12 protein-coding genes are annotated in these 16,979 nt (G+C 70.8%); 2 read left to right on the forward strand and 10 right to left on the reverse strand.

Annotated features, from left to right (window positions below):
• Window positions 1–34: 34 nt before the first annotated feature.
• Genes K1J57_RS13210 through K1J57_RS34150 form a run of 8 tightly spaced genes read right to left on the reverse strand, consistent with a single transcriptional unit; the run spans window position 35 to window position 9,217 of the window.
• Window positions 35–1,381, reverse strand: coding sequence for a hypothetical protein (locus K1J57_RS13210; RefSeq protein ID WP_220564727.1), 1,347 nt, complete (start codon window positions 1,379–1,381; stop codon window positions 35–37).
• A gap of 40 nt (window positions 1,382–1,421) precedes the next feature.
• Window positions 1,422–3,104 carry a type IV secretory system conjugative DNA transfer family protein gene (locus K1J57_RS13215; protein WP_255647026.1) on the reverse strand — a complete coding sequence of 561 codons (1,683 nt, stop codon included), beginning with the start codon at window positions 3,102–3,104 and terminating at the stop codon, window positions 1,422–1,424.
• Complete coding sequence (locus K1J57_RS13220; RefSeq protein ID WP_255647027.1) at window positions 3,101–4,690, reverse strand: ATP/GTP-binding protein; 1,590 nt, start codon at window positions 4,688–4,690, stop codon at window positions 3,101–3,103. Before K1J57_RS13220 ends, K1J57_RS13215 begins: the two co-directional genes overlap by 4 nt.
• Window positions 4,687–6,174, reverse strand: coding sequence for an SCO6880 family protein (locus K1J57_RS13225; RefSeq protein WP_220564728.1), 1,488 nt, complete (start codon window positions 6,172–6,174; stop codon window positions 4,687–4,689). Before K1J57_RS13225 ends, K1J57_RS13220 begins: the two co-directional genes overlap by 4 nt.
• 4 nt (window positions 6,175–6,178) lie before the next feature.
• Entirely contained in the window at window positions 6,179–7,609 is a 1,431-nt protein-coding gene (locus K1J57_RS13230) for a hypothetical protein (protein WP_255647028.1), read from the reverse strand.
• Between the two features lie 40 nt (window positions 7,610–7,649).
• Window positions 7,650–8,399 carry a hypothetical protein gene (locus tag K1J57_RS13235; RefSeq protein ID WP_220564729.1) on the reverse strand — a complete coding sequence of 250 codons (750 nt, stop codon included), beginning with the start codon at window positions 8,397–8,399 and terminating at the stop codon, window positions 7,650–7,652.
• A 19-nt stretch (window positions 8,400–8,418) separates the two neighbouring features.
• Window positions 8,419–8,724, reverse strand: a complete 306-nt coding sequence (locus K1J57_RS13240) for a hypothetical protein (RefSeq protein ID WP_220564730.1) — start codon at window positions 8,722–8,724, stop codon at window positions 8,419–8,421.
• 19 nt (window positions 8,725–8,743) lie between these two features.
• Window positions 8,744–9,217 (reverse strand): DUF6668 family protein, encoded by a 474-nt coding sequence (locus K1J57_RS34150; protein WP_370634679.1) that lies wholly within the window; start codon window positions 9,215–9,217, stop codon window positions 8,744–8,746.
• A gap of 312 nt (window positions 9,218–9,529) precedes the next feature.
• On the opposite strand from K1J57_RS34150, the gene K1J57_RS13245 reads away from it, so the two are divergent.
• Window positions 9,530–10,618 carry a lytic transglycosylase domain-containing protein gene (locus K1J57_RS13245; protein WP_220564731.1) on the forward strand — a complete coding sequence of 363 codons (1,089 nt, stop codon included), beginning with the start codon at window positions 9,530–9,532 and terminating at the stop codon, window positions 10,616–10,618.
• A gap of 347 nt (window positions 10,619–10,965) precedes the next feature.
• Here K1J57_RS13245 and K1J57_RS13250 read toward each other — a convergent pair whose 3' ends face one another.
• On the reverse strand, window positions 10,966–12,003 hold the full coding sequence (locus K1J57_RS13250) for a glycerophosphodiester phosphodiesterase family protein (protein ID WP_220564732.1): 1,038 nt from the start codon (window positions 12,001–12,003) through the stop codon (window positions 10,966–10,968).
• Between the two features lie 129 nt (window positions 12,004–12,132).
• Window positions 12,133–13,254: a phosphoserine transaminase gene (serC, locus tag K1J57_RS13255; protein WP_220564733.1), complete on the reverse strand. Its 1,122-nt coding sequence runs from the start codon at window positions 13,252–13,254 to the stop codon at window positions 12,133–12,135.
• Between the two features lie 241 nt (window positions 13,255–13,495).
• Here serC and K1J57_RS13260 point away from each other — a divergent pair, with 241 nt between their 5' ends.
• The gene (locus tag K1J57_RS13260; protein ID WP_220564734.1) at window positions 13,496–16,954 is read left to right on the forward strand and encodes a hypothetical protein; all 3,459 of its coding nucleotides are present in this window, start codon (window positions 13,496–13,498) and stop codon (window positions 16,952–16,954) included.
• The last annotated feature ends 25 nt before the right edge of the window (window positions 16,955–16,979 follow it).

The raw sequence follows: 16,979 nt of genomic DNA on the forward strand, positions 1-16,979 counted from the left end.
TCCGATCCTTTCCTTGTTCCGGGGCCGGTCGCCTTCACCAGTGGATCGGGAAGATCTCGCTGTGCTCGGGGGCGACGGCACCGATCTCGGTGGGCTCGGCACTGCCGTCGACGGGCACGGAGTACCAGCCGCTGGAGCCGTCCGGGGCGGTGGAGCGGAACAGGACCCGCGTACCGTCGGAGGAGAGGACCGGGGTGGTGTTGGTCCGGTCGCCGCCCTGGATGAGGTGGCGGACCGGTTCCGGCTCCAGCTCGAGGGTCTGGGGGTCGAAGCCCACGATCGTGAGGTTGTCGCCTTCCACCAGCAGTTCGTGCTCGCCGACCATGAAGACGGGCCGCTGCCCGTTCAAGGCTGATTCGGAGTCCTCGTAGTCTTCAAGGGTTTGCACCCAACCCTCCGGCGGATCGAAAGTGGCCGCCGGCAGCTCAGTGGACACCGGGGCCTCGGTCGCGGAATCCCTTGCCCGGGTCCACAGGAAGCCCGTGGAAGTCTCCACGTAGAGGTGCCCGACGAGAGTGCCTTCACGGTTGGAGAAATGCCTGACGTACTCCCGGCCCCCGGTGACGCTTCGCTCCCAGGAACCCTCGTACTCCGGCGAATCGACCGGAAGGAAGTTCGTCGCGTAGACGTGGCCGCTGTAGGGGTCGAGGATGATGCGGTCGCAGTCGGTGCAGGAGCCGACCTCCTGGACGTCTCCGCTCGCGGGGTCGACGCTTTTCACGGTGCCCTCTTCACCGTCCGGGACCTTTTCCAGGTAGTAGACGCGACCGTCGTTGTGGTTGTAACGGGGGGAGAACTGGCCGACGGTGTCGCTGAATCCGGAACCCTCGTTGCCGGGCAGGAGGGCTTCCACCGTGCCGTCGGAGGACATGGCGCCGATGGTGGTGATCAGGGCGCTGTCGACCTGTTCGTCGAGGGTGACGAGCAACTGTGAGGTCTCGGGGATGAACAGCCCGGCCAGCTCGTGAGCCTGATTCCGGCTCAGCGGCCACCACGAATCGGACCCGTCCTGGCCGTCCTCGTAGTTGATGTCGCAGTCGGGGAGGGCGGTGGTGAACTCGCCTTCGGGCGTCCGCCCGCCGCCCTGCCGGGGCTCTGCGGCGGCGGTGGCGCTGAGGAGGTCGTAGGAGTGCTGTGCCAGGAGGCTTCCGTCCTGATCGGAGAAGCGGTAGGCGTTGATGGCCCCGTCTCCGCAGTCCATGGCGAGGAAGCCCTCTCCGGCGAGGGGCTCCTGGGCCGCGGCCTCCCCGGGGGCCTCACCGCCTTCGCCGTCCCCGCCCTCTCCGCCACCGCCACCGCCGCAGCCGGTGGCGAACATGACCACGGCGGCCAGAGCGGCCCCGTGTTTCCAGAGGGAGGGGTGTGAGCGTTCTTCGGGCATGACCGGTCCTCGTTCTTCTGAAGGTCGGGATGAAGGGAGATCAGGGCTCGTAGGTCTGCAGGGAGGAGAGCACCTTCTCCTTGTGCTTGCCGGACATCCACGGCACCGTCTCCACCAGCGTCGGCGGGGTGCCGGAGGCGATCACCACGGCCCTGCCCGGCGGCATCGAGCCGAGGTCGGAGACCTCCATGGTCCGCTGCCTGTCCACCTGCCAGGAGACGGACCGCCCCTGCCTGCCGCCGGAGACCGAGGCCCTGTCGACCTCGTGGTCGCCGATGAGCTGGGAGAGCTCGTTGAGGAACTCCACCTCGGAGACGCCGCCGCCGTACATCTTGATGTTGGAGGCCGACCAGAGCTTGCGCATGCCGCTCTGCCCCCACACGTCCACACCCTGGGACCAGGACTGGAGGATCGTCATCAGGATGATCCCGCGGGAGCCGTAGTGGGAGTACAGGGACGGGAGGTCGTTCCAGCGGCACACGTTCGCCGCCTCGTCGAGCACCCCCAGCAGGGGTGTGCTCAGGCGTCCGCCCCGCTGGGTGGTGGCCAGTTCCTCCGCCGCCTCCACCACCGCGACCGTCAGGGCCGTCACCAGCGGCCCCGCGCTCCCCTTGCCCTCCTTGGACAGGGAGTACAGCGTGCCGCCCGCGGCCACGAACTCGTGCGGGTCGAAGGGCGGCCGGGTCTCTCCGCCCTCGCCCTCCTGCGCCGAGATCCACGGCGCGATCTGTCGGCTCGTCAGGCACGAGACCATCTGCATGGCGGTCCCGTACACGCCCCCGCGCTGCTTCTCGGGGGAGTTGACCACTCCGGAGATGTTGTCCGCCACCAGGTTGTACTCGTGAGCCGAGAGGATGCCCACGGCCTCGTCGTCGTGCGGGCGGGTGAGCCACGTGTACACCTGGAGGATCGACCGGCCGTCCAGGGCCGCGGCGAGCAGCAGACCCGCGAGCAGGTCCTGGGCCGCCCCGTCGAAGAAGGCGTCGGTCTTGGCGTCGGCGTCCCGTGACCCCGCCACGAAGTGGCCCGCGAGCCGGGCCGCCCTCACCTCGTCGGTGACGTAGGACAGGGGGTTCCACCACCACTCGGGCCTCTCCAGGGCGATGCCCTGGGGGTCGAAGACCCACACGGGGCCCGAGCTCTGGCGCACTCCGCGGGTGGCGTCGACCACGTCCCGCTTGTTGCTGGTGACCAGGACGGCGCCGGGCGCCTCCAGGATGGCCGGGATCGCCCGCGAGGTCGTCTTGCCCGTGCGGGGGCCCCAGATGTCGACGTGCATGTCCTCCCAGGAGCCGTACAGCATGCGGCCGTCCCGTACGGAGCGCCCGAGGGGCACCCCGGGGGAGCCCCGCACACCGAGCCGCTCGGCCTTGGCGCGGGCGCCCTTCTCCGACAATCGCTCCAGGTCGTCCCCGCGGCCCATGTGGGCGGCGGAGGAGTCCACCCGCGCACGCGAGCCGCGGCGCATGAGCAGGGCGAGGGTGAAGACCAGGACGATCAGGATCCACTGCCCGCCCAGGACCACCGTCTGGGGCATCCCCCAGGCGATCCTGCCGCCCAGTACGCCGAACAGGACGTCGAACGGATTGGCGGGGGCCTCGCCTCCGCCGACGCGCACCGCCACCCACACGGTGCCCAGCACCAGCACCACGGTGGCGATGAGGACCCAGATGAGCACCGCTTCGGTGTTCATCCCGGTCGGGGTCTTACGGGCTCTGCTCATCCTGTGCTCTCCTCGACCGGGTCCTCGGCCCCGGAGCGCTCACCGGCCTCCCCGTCCTCCGTGACCGCGCCGGTCCGGGAGACGGTGTGCCAGAGCTTGTTGGTGTCGTTGATGGACTTCTCCGCCTCGGTCAGCTGCACCTGCACGGGGATACCGGGACGGCCGCCGACCTTGACGAGGAACTTGCCGCGCCCGGGGGGCGCGCTCTCGGCTCCCGCGTGGGAGTCCCAGGCCGGGGGGTCCTGCCAGGAGCCGAGCATCTCCTGCTCCGCCAGGGAGAAGGGGATGACGGAGGACAGCATCGGCATCTCGGCGCGGGGCAGACCGCCGCACACCACCATGCCCGAGCGCTCCACGAACCCCTTGGCCTTGTTACGGTCCTCCTCGCTCGGCAGTGACATGAGGTCGCTCATGGTGTGCGAGATCATCGCCATGCCCACACCCCGCTGGCGGTTGAGGCGGGTCAGGGCGTCGACCCGGTCGACCATCCCGTGGCCGGCGCGCAGGGCCCGCCAGAGCTCGTCCAGGATGACGAAGTAGTGCCGCCGCGGTTCCAGGCCCGCGTCCGCCAGGGCGTGGGAGAGGTTGATGGTCGCGAACCCGGTGGACCAGCAGGCCAGTAGCACGGCCGCCTGCAGGTCCATCTCGGTGTCGTCGATGCCGGACACGTCGAAGACGACGGGCCGGTCGCGCTTCATCGGAGTGGTGGTCGGCCGGGAGAAGGTCTCTCCCAGCCGCCCGCCGCCCACCAGCCCGATCAGCGACGCCTCCAGGTGGTCGGTGACCTCCTGGTAACGGGTCAGGCTCCCGCGGTCCAGGGCGACCTGTCGGACGGCGTCGGGCGCGTCCTGGATGCATTTGAGGAGGTCGTTCAGCACCGGGGTGCCCTGGTGGCGCTCGTCCAGCACCTTCAGCGCGCGGTCGAGGATCGTCTCCTCGCGGTCGCTCACGGGGGCCGACCGCATGATGGTGAGCAGGGCGGTGACCATCGTCAGCCGACGGCCGTGCACGTCCGCCATGAGCTTGGTCCGGGCATCGGCGGGCAGCCGGTGGAGCTCCTCGCTCGCCTGGCCCGGGTCGAGCACGTTGAGGTGGCCCTGTCCGCGGCCCAGGCTGATGACCTGGCCCCCCAGGGCCTCCACCAGATCGACGTAGTCGGGCTTGAGGTCGCCCAGGATGAACGGCTGTACGCCGTAGCCGGACAGGCCGGTCGCCATGCGCCGGGTGATGGTCGACTTGCCCAGACCGGGCTTGCCCAGCACGAACATCGACGGGTTCGAGATCAGGTTGGCCCGCTGGAACCACGAGATGGGGTCGCAGCACAGCGTCGCCCCCGTCATGATGTTGCGCCCGATCGGCACACCGACCATCGGTGTGCCGCTGCCGACCGCGAACGGCCACAGCCCGCACACCTGCACGGTCGTCCCGCGCCACTCCGGGGCCATCTCCACGATGGTGGACTCGCCCGCGCCGTAGGAGGTCCAGCCGCGCGGTCCGGGTCGCTTGGGCTGTACCTTGGGCGCCTCGACGGCCTCAGGGCGGCTGCGGAAGCGGTCCGTGCCCCCCTTGCGTCGTTTCCGGCTCACATCTGCTCCCTGATCTCCACGGGAATCCTCAGGTGCATGGGCAGGACGATGCCCAGGGGAAGGCCTGCCGCGAAGGTGGAGTCCTGCGCTCCGTAGGCGGGACGCAGCCGCAGCCGCGACGCCGCCGACAGGTTGGCGATCGCGGCCCGGGCGTCCGCCTCCTTGTCCAGGTCCTCGACGGTGGCGGTGACGACCATCCCGAAGTTCACCAGGCCCGCCCCCGCGGCCTCCTCCGCTGCCGTCGCCCGGGCCGAGCGGGTCGCGAGCATGTCGCGCGCCGTCGGCTTGGCACTCGATGTGGCCCGGAACTCGGCGGCCCGCAGGTCCGCCTCCACCACACCTGCCGCCTTCGCCGGGTCCAGCGGCCGGTACAGCAGGGTGACGCGCTTGCGCGCGATGTCGGGGTGGGGGGCGAGCAGCCGGGTCAGGATGCTCGACTGCACGTTGCCTCGCGGTGCGGCGGTCATGGTCCACGAGATGGACAGCGCGCTGTCGTGCCTGATCTTGTCCCAGCCGGCCTGGTGGGCGGTGGGACCCACGTCCGTCCACTCGATCTCGGGCACCTCGCCCGCCGAGTGCGCCTCGTCGATGAGGACGGCGGCGGCCGGGTCGTAGGCGACGCGGATCACCTCGCACAGCTCCTGTGCGGGCAGCGGCCGGGCGGCGCCGGCCCCCGTCGAGGTCAGGGCCTGGGTGAGGCCGGGGAGCCGGGCGGCGAGGTCCCGGCCCATCTCCTCGGGGGTGATCTTCTTGTCGCGTCCGGGTGAGAAGGTCAGTGCCACGTACGCCCGGACCAGGGAGGAGCCGTGCGGGTAGGCGCCCACGGTCTCCAGGAGGACCTGCCGGGCGAACAGGGGGGACTGCTCGTCGATCTGCCCGACGACCTCGCGGTGCAGCCGGGTCCCGGTGTCCGGGGAGGTCTCGACGGTCACCGAGGCGGCTACCAGGTCCGGCTCGTCCCCCAGGTTGGCAAGCCAGTGGCCCCACTCCGCCACCCAGGAGTCGACCTGCTCGACGTCCACCAGGGCGGCGCCGTCCGGCTCGGTCGCGACGACGACGGAGAAGTGGTTGCCGTTGGAGGGCAGGTGCAGCAGGGCGAACGGGCGGCCGTAGGAGTCCTGGTACTCGCTCAGCCGCAGCGGGGCGGCGATTCCCGGAAGCTGGTAGCGGCCCCAGGGCACACGGCCCAGCGGACCGGAACGGTAGAGGTGGGCGCCAAGGGAGCGCGCCTTCCACCAGAGCATCCGTACTCCCATCTTCGACATGGTGCTTTTGCCGTGCTTGTCCTTGGTGAGCACGGCGAGGAGGACGATGCCCAGGACCGCGCCGGCGATGGCGCCCCGGAGGAGCCCGGCGACCATCACCACGAAGACGATGATCACCAGGCTCCCGAGGAGGAAGACCGTGCCGAGCGTTCCCAGCCCCATGAGGCCCGCCGACGCGGGGACCCGCCAGTTCCCGTACGTGCGCACGGTACGGGTCATGTCGTCATTTACGGCTGCCACTGGGCCCATCGCCTCCGGAAGCGGTTTCGTCGACCGCCTTCTTGCTGGCCTCGCCGACGGCCTTGACGGCCTTGGCGGCCGCGTAGATGGCGGCGGTCTTGGGGTTGCTCTTCATCGCGGCGGCGCCCGCGCCGCCTCCGCCTCCACCCGTGGTCGGGCCGCCTCCGCCTCCGCCGGTGATACCTCCGGGCTTGGCGCCGCTGGTGTTGGAGGCGCCCGTCGCGCCTCCGCCGGACCTGCCGCCGGAAGGGCCTCCGCCTCCTCCGCCGCCGGATCCGCCCCCGCCGCCTCCGCCGCTCGCGGAGCCGGTGGGGAGCGCCGAGGTCGCGGCGTCGGCTGCCCCGCCGCCGCTGCCCGCGGTCGCGCCGACCATGGGGGTCACGAACTTCATCAGGGCGGGAAGGGCGAACAGGGCCAGGGCGAGCATCGTGACGCCCAGCATCAGGTCCTCCAGGCCCGCCTCTCCCTCGGGCTCCTGTAGCAGGACGAAGGCGAGGGCGTAGATGATCGCCGCCACGGGCTTGTAGAGCAGGAAGGCGACGAGCCAGGAGATGGCCTTCTGGAACCAGGACCGGCCCATCTCCGTGTTGGTGAACGCCGCGGTGAGGGGGAGCACGCCGGTGAGCAGGATGAGCATGCCGTCGCGGATCATCATCAGCACCATCTGGATCAGGCCGATGACGATGATGACCAGGCCGAGGACGAGGACCATGATGAGTCCGCCGCCGCCGAAGTAGGAGTTGACGCCCATGATGACGAGGAACTCCGTGGCGAGTCCGCCGAGGTCGGACTGGCCGTAGCCCTCCTTCAGGATCCACGTCGAGAACTCGTCCCCGAGGCCGATGAGGATGTTGACGAAGGTCACGCAGGTCGCCGAGACCACGACCAGGGTCAGCAGGGACCTGAGCAGTTCCTTGCCGGGCTGGGCGCGCTGCTCCCAGGCCATCTTCACGCCGCCCACGATCACCGAGAGGATCGCCGCGACCCCGACGTAGAACATCAGGCGGCTCTGGAGGAATCCGGCGGCGCCGCCGGCCGAGGTGCCGCCCATGGCCCCGATCAGCGCCGAGACGGCCGAGGACGCACCGCCGATGAGGGCGACGGCCCCGATGACCAGGGTCATCTTGTTGAGGTACTGGCCGCCTTCGCCCCTCGACCTGGCCAGGGCCAGTGTCGCCCCGAGGATGATGAGGGACAGGACGGCGACGCCCAACCCGATCCAGGTGACGTAGCCGAGGATGTCGCTCACCTGCCCCGGGGTTCCGCTGGGGGAGGTGATCCCGCCGGCGGCGGAGCCGTCACCGGCGTCCAGTTCCCTGGTCGGACTGTCGATCCAGAAGGTCAGCATCGTCTCGACGACGCTTCCGACCTCGTCCGCGAACTGCTGCTTGATCTCGTCCATGATGCTGGTCACTGCCCTGTCGAAGTGACACCCGATATCGATTCCGCACACGTCAGATCGCCGCCCAGGGTGTGTAACCGCTCAGATCCTCGAGGACGGTGAAGAGGGGATCGCTCTCCCCGCTCTCATCGACCACGATCTTCCAGTCCCCCTCCACCCACATGAGGTCGAAGGTCATGCTCGCGTACACGGCGTCGGGAGCCATCAGGGCGAGGCTGATACGGGCCTCGTCCTCGGTGTAGGAGACGACCTTGGCGGCGACGATCTGACCGCCGACGCCTCCCTCCGGCGCCTGCGACGACTCCATCTCCGCGATGAACACCTGCCGTCCCGGCCCCGGCGCCACGATCCGCTCCCACTGGGAGTCCATCCGGTCGCCCCCGGCGTTGGCCAGGGCGAGGAAGTTCCCGGTGGCGAGCACCGCCCCCTCCGGTGTGCGGGCGTAGCAGTAGCGGGCCCCGCCGTCCTCGACGACCCCCGGGCCGTGCTCGGCCGTCTGCGGGGCACGCATGCCGCCGATCGAGGTCCAGGTGGTGTCGAGGAGGGGGAGGAGCATGTCGAACTCGACCGTGTGCGCCTCCAGCCCGCACACGCTGTCCTGCCCGTCCGGGGTGGCCGGAGCCTCCTCCGGGGAGGGGGTCTCCCCGGGGCCGGCGGGGGCGGACGCGGTTCCCGGGTCCGCCCCCGCCTCGTCCTCGTCGTCGGGCCACACGGCGACCAGGGCACCGGACACCACGAGGGCGGCGAGAAAACCTGCTGAGAAGATGAAGGAGGGGCGGCTGAAGGGGTTCTCGTCGCTCATCGTCGGTTTTTCTCCGTGATCAGCTCACCAGGAACGAGACGAGGCTCGTCGCGCCCGAGATGACGATGACACCGGCGAGGACCATGCCGATCTTGCTCATGTGTTCGCCGCCCTCGCCCCGGCGGGACTGGATGGCCATGACGGCGCCGGCGACGATGAGGCCGAGGACGCAGACCGCCAGGGCGACCCACTTGGCCCATCCCAGGATGGTGAGGAAGCCGCCGTCCAGGCCGGGAGGGGCCTGGCTGGTGACCTCATCGATGCCGAGCGCGAGGGGGTGGAGAAGGGACGTTGCGTCAGCTGCGAGGACAACTGCTTCGTTCATCGGGTCTCGGATCTTTTCTCTAGCTTTTCTGGATCAGGACTTGCACGCTTTTTATGAGTTTTCGCAGCTCAGCGGGCATGCCGCGTGGATCCGGGGCGGTGGGCGGATCGGTCCGCCATTGTTCCATCCAGGGGACGCGCCAGACTCGGGGAGCTCCCCCTCCTACTAGATGCGCGAAGTCCTTCAGGGGTTTCGGAAGCTTACCGGGCGCGTCGGACACCAGGGCAAGGCCCAGCAGCTGGATTCCGGGAACGGTGCCGGAGGCCCATTGTGTAAGGGCGTTCCGGGCGGACTCCAAACCTGAGAGGCCGGTTCTGGCCATTAACACCACCGGAATTCCACCGGGGAGGGGTGTGGCCGATTGTGGCCATGTGTGGTGGCTCTCGACCGACCCCGGGAGAAGTTTGGCGAAGGTGCTCTCGCCCGCCCCTCCATGTGCTCCCACCCACCACACGCTGGCGCTTTGCGGAAAAACGCGGAGTGGGAGGCCCACTCCTTCCGGGGCGTGGACGCCGGGGTGGGGGAAAGATGGTCCGGTGGTCGTGGTATGAGTATCATCCGCCTGTTCGGATTCGTGGGCAGCGGCTTTCCGTGCTGCTTCCGTATCGTCCTGAGCAGGCGTTGTCCAGGGGTTATAGGGTTCGGACAAGGCGGGACCGCTTTCCTCGACGGGCGTGATCCTGGGTTACGGCGCCTACAGATACTACATTCAGGGCTCCTCTGCAATCACGAAAGGGTCGCCCGTGCGCCGTGAAGAGAAACACGGAAAGTCGGTTACGAGCGATCTCGTGGAGGGTCCGCCCAGGTGAAGCAGCTTCTCTATCTCCCCCTGGCGTTGATCGCCTTCATCATGGTCTTCGTTCTGCTTTTGGTCGGCGTGATCGCAGAAGAGGCCGATGGTTCATTCCAGGAGTTCCCGGATTCCGTGCCGGGCATCCCGGACGTCGTCCTGTTCGCCTACGTCGCGGCTGCTTCCGGTGTCGACGAGTACGCTCCGGGGTGCGAGGGGATGAGCTGGTCCCTGGTCGCGGGTATCGGTTATGAGGAAAGCAAGCACGGAACGCACGACGGGTCCGAAGCCGACGAAGAAGGGAATGTCCGACCCCCGATCATAGGCATCCCGCTCGACGGCACCAACGATACGGCCCGAATCGAGGACACGGACGACGGGGAGATGGACGGGGACGAGGAATTCGATCGAGCCGTCGGTCCCATGCAGTTCATTCCCGGCTCGTGGAATATATACGGGCAGGACGGGGACGGCAACGGCGAGAAGGACCCGAACAATATCTTCGATGCCGCTGCGGCGACCGTGGCTCACCTGTGCAGGAGTGGTGGGAACGACCTCACGACCGACGAGAAGATGCGCCAGGCGATTCGGGGGTACAACAATTCCGGCGAATACGTGAACGACGTCATGGAACGCAAGGCGCACTACGACTCCCTGCACGTCAGGCCGGACGGCGGCCAGGTCGGCGGAGGCGAGATGGTCTCCTGTGCCAACCTCGGTCAACTGCACCCGACCATGTGCTCGGTCCACGAACACCTGAACGAGAAGTTCGGCGCCTTCTACCTCTCCGCCGGCGGGTACCGGAATGAGAGCACCAGCGACCATGGTTACGGGATGGCCATCGACTACATGATGGGACCGTACGGCGGTATCCCCTCGATGGAGAACCACGCCATGGCCATCCAGGTGATCAACTATGTCATCAAGAACCATGAAATTCTCGGGGTCAAGGGTTTGATCTATGACCGGCACATCTGGAACGCGCAGAGGGACAGCGTGGGGGACTGGAACGCTGTCCGGCGTTTCCATCAGAACACCGGGGATCTCACCCAGGACCATGTCGACCACATCCACCTCGCGGCCGGCCCCGGCCGTATGAGGTGAGTCGGAGGAAATCGAAAAAGGCATCGGGATCTTGTCGGGTATTCCACTCCCGTTCCCCCGGTGATACGGCACGGTGGGCGCGAGGAGGTCCGTGGTCGGTCGATGACTCCACGGGATCGGTCGGCCCTGTCGCGGCCCGCCCGGCCGGGGCGTCGGTGCCGGCGCCGCCGCGGGCCCGGCGTGCCCGCACTCCCCGGTGGTGGCGGTGGGTGTGGTGGCGCCGCGGAGAACGGGAGCCACCCGGGGGCCGCGAAAGGGTGGGACCGCAGGCCGGATGTCGCCGGGGAACGCCGCGAGGGGCCCGGACGGTTTCCCGTCCGGGCCCCTCGGTGCGGTGCCCCGGCGGGTCAGCCACCCTTCTTCTGGCCGCCCTGGCCGTTCTGGGCGGCCTGCCCGGCCTCCAGGAAGTGCTCGCGCACCAGGAACGCGTGCCGGGAGAAGTCGGTGAACACCCCGTCCACGCCCAGCTCGAAGAACAGCTCGTACTCCGCGGCGAACGAGCCGTAGTCGCCCGCGTCGCCGTCCGAGCGCAGCGCCGGCGGCAGGAAGTGGTTCTCGCTGCGGAACGTGTACGGGTGCACCAGCAGCCCCGCCTCGTGCGCGTCGTCCACCAGCGAGGTCGGCTCGGTGAAGTCCCCGTTCTCGCCGACCGGCGCGATCAGCGCCTTGGCCGGCCCGATCGCGTGCGCGAACGCCGCCACCTCGGCCAGCCCGTCCGGAGTGGTGTAGTGCCGCCAGTGCTCCTCGGTGCCCATCAGGAACACCAGCGGCAGCTCCGTCTCGGCGAGCTTGCGCAGGCTCTCGGCCTCGAACGACTGGAGGAACACCGGCACCCGCGGCTCCGGCCCGGTCAGCCCGGCCTCCTTGAGCGCCGCGATCAGCGGCGGCTCCAGGTCCAGGCCCTGGGACACGTGGTAGGAGGGGTGCTTGGTCTCGGGGTAGATCCCGATCGGCCGCTTCAGCTCCGCGGTGAGGGAGAGGGCCAGGTCGATGACCTCCTCCAGGGTCGGGATCTCGTAGGTCCCGTCCATCAGCGCGTTCATGGTGCGCACGTCCTGGAGGCGCTCCCTGGCGCGCAGCGTCTTGATCTCCTCCAGGGTGAAGTCCTGGGCGAAGAACCCGGTGACCTCCCGGCCGTCGATGGTCCGGGTGGTGCGCCGGTCGGCGAACTCCGGGCGGTCGGCGACGTCGGTGGTCTCGCCGATCTCGGCCTCGTGCCGGCAGATCAGCCGGCCGTCCCGGGTCGCGACCAGGTCCATCTCGATGAAGTCGCCACCGTGCCGGGCGCCCAGCTCGTAGGAGGCCAGCGTGTGCTCGGGCCGGTGCCCCGACGCACCCCGGTGGGAGATGATCTTGATGGGGGAATCCAACTTGTTCCTGCGCACAGTCGACCCGTCCTGGAAGTCCGGAAAAGGAGAAAAAGAGGAGGTCGGCCCGCGGGAAACGGGCCGACCTCCATTCTGCCCCGTCGTACGACCGGGGTGCGGCCGGGCGCGGGACGGTGCCCGGGGGCCTCAGGAGAGCCGCGTGAGCACGTGGTCGATGCACTCGGTCAGGGCCTGCACGTCGGCGGGCTCGACCGCGGGGAACGTCGCGACGCGCAGCTGGTTGCGGCCCAGCTTGCGGTACGGCTCGGTGTCCACGACGCCGTTGGCGCGCAGCACCTTGGCGACGGCGGCGGCGTCCACGTCGTCGCTGAAGTCGATCGTCGCCACGACCTGGGAGCGCTTGGCCGGGTCGGTGACGAACGGCGTCGCGACCGCGGACTTCTCGGCCCAGGTGTACAGGATCGAGGAGGACTCGGCGGTGCGCGCCACCGACCAGTCCAGGCCGCCCTGCCCGTTGATCCACTCCAGCTGCTCGGCCAGGAGCAGCAGGGTGGCCACGGCCGGGGTGTTGTAGGTCTGGTCCTTGCGGGAGTTGTCGACGGCGGTGGTGAGCGAGAAGAACTCGGGGATGTACCGGCCGCTCGCAGCGATCTCCTCGACCCGGGCCAGCGCCCTGGGCGACATGACGGCCAGCCACAGGCCGCCGTCGGCCGCGAAGCTCTTCTGCGGGGCGAAGTAGTAGACGTCGGTCTGGGCGATGTCGACCGGCAGGCCGCCGGCGCCGCTGGTGGCGTCGACCAGCACCAGGGCGTCCTCGTCGGCCCCGGCCACCCTCGCGATGGGCGCGGCCACACCGGTGGAGGTCTCGTTGTGGGTGAGGGCGTAGACGTCCACCCCGGCCTCGGCGACGGCCTCGCCGTGGGTCCCGGGGTCGGTGGCGACCACGGTCGGCTCGGCCAGCCACGGGGCGCCCTTGGCGACCTTCGCGAACTTGCTCGAGAACTCGCCGAACGACAGGTGCTGGGACTTCTCGCGCAGCAGGCCGTGGGCGGCGATGTCCCAGAAGGCGGTGGTGCCGCCGTTGCCGAGGACGACCTCGTACCCCTCGGGCAGGGAGAACAGGTCGGAGATCCCGGCGCGCACCCGAGAGACCAGGGACTTCACGGGCTTCTGCCGGTGCGAGGTCCCCAGGTAGCGGGAGCCGGAGGAGGCCAGCGCCTCCAGCTGGGCCGGGCGGACTTTGGAGGGGCCGCTGCCGAATCGGCCGTCGGAGGGCAGGAGGTTCGCGGGAATCTGAATCTCGGTCACGGTCCCCAGAGTAGTGGCGGGGGAGGCGACGCGGCCGGTCAGGGGTGTTATTCGCGCACGTGAAAATACGTGAGAAGGGATCGGCGCGTCACAATCCCTGGCGGTTCCCGTCGGCGCGGCCGGTATGGGCCACTGACAATCGGGTCTGAAAGCGTGGAATACGGGCACCCTTTGTTGTCTAATGAGGGCGCTTCGGGGGGAGCAGCCGCCAGAGACCACGACCATGACGAGGTGCCCGCGCGTGTCCGAGACGACCGGATCCCCGGCCTCCCCCGAGGCCCCCGAACACACCGCGGCCGCGGACGGGGACGGGGCGCGCCGCCTGCTCGCCGTCTTCGACGCCCTGCGCGAGCGCCCCGGCCGGGGGCACGCCGGACGGTCGGCCCGGATGGAGCGGCGGGCCGCCCGCCGCCGCAGGGTCCGCGCGCATAGCGACGTGCAGCGCGGCGACCTCGCCGAGCCCCCGCCCGCCCTCGACCTCGTCTTGGACGACGCCGCCGACCGCGGCGCCCTGCTGGACGCCCTCGTCGAACGCTGCGGCAACCAGCCGCCGCTGCGGCTGCCCGTCCCGGGCGCGGCCGCTCCCCCTGAGGCGGGGGACCCCGAGCCCTGGGCCACCACCGACGAGCTCTACGACCTCGTGGAGAGGCTCCTCGACGCCGCGGACCAGGGGTTCCCCGAACCGGAGGGGTCCCGCACCGCGCCGCCGCCGCCCCGGTTCGCCCGCCTGCGCTCCCTGCTCCGGCTGCGCGCCTGCGACCGCGCCGCCATCCACGAGGGCATGAGCGGCAGCATCACCGGGCGCGGCGACCTCGAACTGGACACCGACCGCCGCACCCAGATCCACGTGGTGGCCGCCCTGGGCCGGCTGCGCTCGGCCTCCCGCCGCGAGGGCCGCAGGCGGTCCGTCCCGCGCTGGCTCGCCGCCTACCTGCGCATCGCCCGGGAGAGCGCCATCCGGCTCGCCGGGCTGAGCACCCGCATCACCTTCGGCCGCCTCGACGCCGTGCTGCTCACCCCGGTCTCCTTCATCATGGGCGTGCTCGGCGCCTTCGCCCCGCCCCTGCTGGGCGCCTTCGGCCTGGCCACCGCCCTGGGCGGGCTGGGGCCGGACACCCTGTTCGGCCAGACCCTCCAGGGCGTGAACAACTGGATCGCCGGATCCGCCGCCGTCCTGCTGCTCATCGTCTACGGCTCCCTGGCGCCCTTCCTCGTCCTGCCCTGGCGCGCCTACCGGTGGCTCGACGAGCACGCCGACTACGAGGAGAAGACGGGCCTGCGCGGGCACCGCGACCGCGGCATCCACGTCCTCAACCTCCTCAAGGGCGAGGCCGACCGGGAGGGCCGCCTGCACCAGACCGAGGCCGCCGACCCGGAGGCGGCCCCCGGCCCCGCCCCTGTGTCCGCGGAGACACGCCTGTGGTGGGAGCTGCTGCTGCGGCTGCCCGCGCGGGAGCCGCAGCAGCCCCCGGCCGCCGCCACCGCTCCGCACCCGGTGTCCCCCGAGGCGCCGCGCGAGTACGAGCCGCTGCCCGCCGTCCACCGATTGGCCGTCAACGCCCTGCTGGACGACCTCGCCGAGACCCACGGCGGCGTCCACCGGCCGCTGCGGCCGCGGCGCGGCCGGGCGCTGCGCCCCGTCCTCCTGATCGACCAGGACCGCCTCGACCGGGTCGGCCGCTACCTCGTCCGCCTCATCGAGGACGAGCGGGTGCGCCGCACCCTGCCCGACCCCCTGCTCATCGTCCAGGTCCGCGGACCCGGCACCGCCTCCCTGGTCTCCCCGGCGGTCGACGCGGCCCGCTACCCCTCGCTGCCGGGCACCGAGACCACCGTCCGCCAGGAGGAGGTGTCCCTGTGGCGGCGCGCCCGCCACGCCGCCGGCGTCCTGGGCGTCACCCGCACCCTGCGGCTCGCCGTCCCCGGGGTGCCCGCCGACCCCACCGCCGGAACCCCCGCCGACCGGACCGTGCCCACCGCCGCGGCCCTCGCCCGGCGCTGGACCGGGGGGACCTCCCTGTCCCTGGTGCTCGTCCTCGCCCTGGCCTGGGGGCTCGGACCCACCGCCATGGCCCCCTTCAACCCGTGCGTCCAGAACTGGCTGTGGGAGCCGGTCGGCATCGAGCAGGACGGCAAGGACTGCTACGGCGTCACCTTCGGCGGCTTCGTCTTCCACGAGCGGCTGAAGGAGGTCACCGAGCTCATCCGCGACCAGAACGCGGCCGTGGACGCCGCCGGGCGCGGCACCTCCCACGTCACCGTCGCCTACTTCGGCGCGCTCAGCACCACCTCCGTCTCCGACCTCACCCTGGCCGGGGTCCAGGGGGAGCTGCTCGGGATCGCCCACCGGCAGGCCGAGCACAACGAGTCCGCCGACGCCTCCCTGCCCCGCATCAAGATCCTGCTGGTCAGCACCGGCCAGGGCTGGTCGCACGCCGCCGACGCCGCGCGCATGGTCGTCGAGCGGTCCGAGCGCACCCGCGACCGGATGGACCGGCCGATCGCCGCCCTCGGGTTCGGGCAGAGCCTCCAGGGCACCACCGAGGCGATCCGGGTGCTGGGCGCCGCGCGCATCCCGATGATCGGCACCACCGCGACCTTCGACGACATCGCCCTGGAGGCGTCGGGCAAGTACGGCCAGTACTTCTTCCCGCTGGCCCCGGCCAACTCCCGTATCGCCGAGCAGGCCGCCTCCTGGGCCTACGAGGGGGTCGCACGGGACGGGGCGGGCCTGGCCGAGGGGGAGGACCCCCCGGCCCTGGGGCCGGCGCGCACCGCCGTGGCGATCGCCGACAACCAGAGCGGGGAGAGCTACGGGCCCCACCTGGCGGTGCGGTTCATGTCCGCCTTCCGCGCCCTGGGCGGGCAGCCCTGGCAGGACCCCGAGGGCGGCCTCCCGCCCGCGGTGGGCCTGGCCGACGGCTCCAGCGCGGTCGTCCCCGGCGTGCTGCCCTATCGGCAGGGGGAGGTGTCGCAGGCCGACCACCTGGCGCGGGTGTGCGCCCAGGACCCGCCCGACCTCATCTACTTCGCGGGGCGCTCCACCGACTTCGCCGACTTCCACCGCCTCCTCCAGGAGGAGGGGATGTGCGTGGAGGCCGGGATCGACGTGCTGGGCGGCGACGACATCGCCAAGTTCGTCACCGACCACGCCGAGACCATCGGCCGGGCCGACGGGTACCCCGTCTTCTACACGCCGCTGGCCGCCAGCGGCGCCTGGGGGCGCTACACCGAGGGCAGCGAGCGCTCGTTCTACGCCGAGGCCGAGGCCCTGGCGGGGGAGGTGTACGACGACCGGGACGAGGAGGCGGAGGCCGGCGCCGACGCCGCGGACGGGGGCCTGCCCTCGATGGCCCACGCCGCCGTCGCGGCCGACGCCGTCACCGTGTTCTCCCGGGCGCTGCGCGGCGTCGACCACCCGGTGCCCGGCGGCGACGGGCCGCCGTTCCTGGGCGACGACGCGGCCTACGACGCCGAGCGCGACGCCCTCGTGGAGCGCATCCAGAACACGGCGGGGCTGTCCGCCGTCTCGGGGCACATCGCGTTCGGCGAGCCCGCCCGGGGCAACTGGTACGACGCGCGGATGGTGCAGCTCGTGGTCGTGGGGCCGCGCGGCACGGACGACTCCCGCCAGCACGTGGTGGCGGCCTGCGGGCGGATCAGCCCGTCCACGGTCGACCCCGGCCCCCACTGCGTGTGACGCGCACGTCGCCGCGGCCGGGTGG

Origin of the sequence: Nocardiopsis sp. MT53, from assembly GCF_019598965.1 — a bacterium.
GTDB classification, from domain to species: Bacteria; Actinomycetota; Actinomycetes; order Streptosporangiales; family Streptosporangiaceae; genus Nocardiopsis; species Nocardiopsis changdeensis.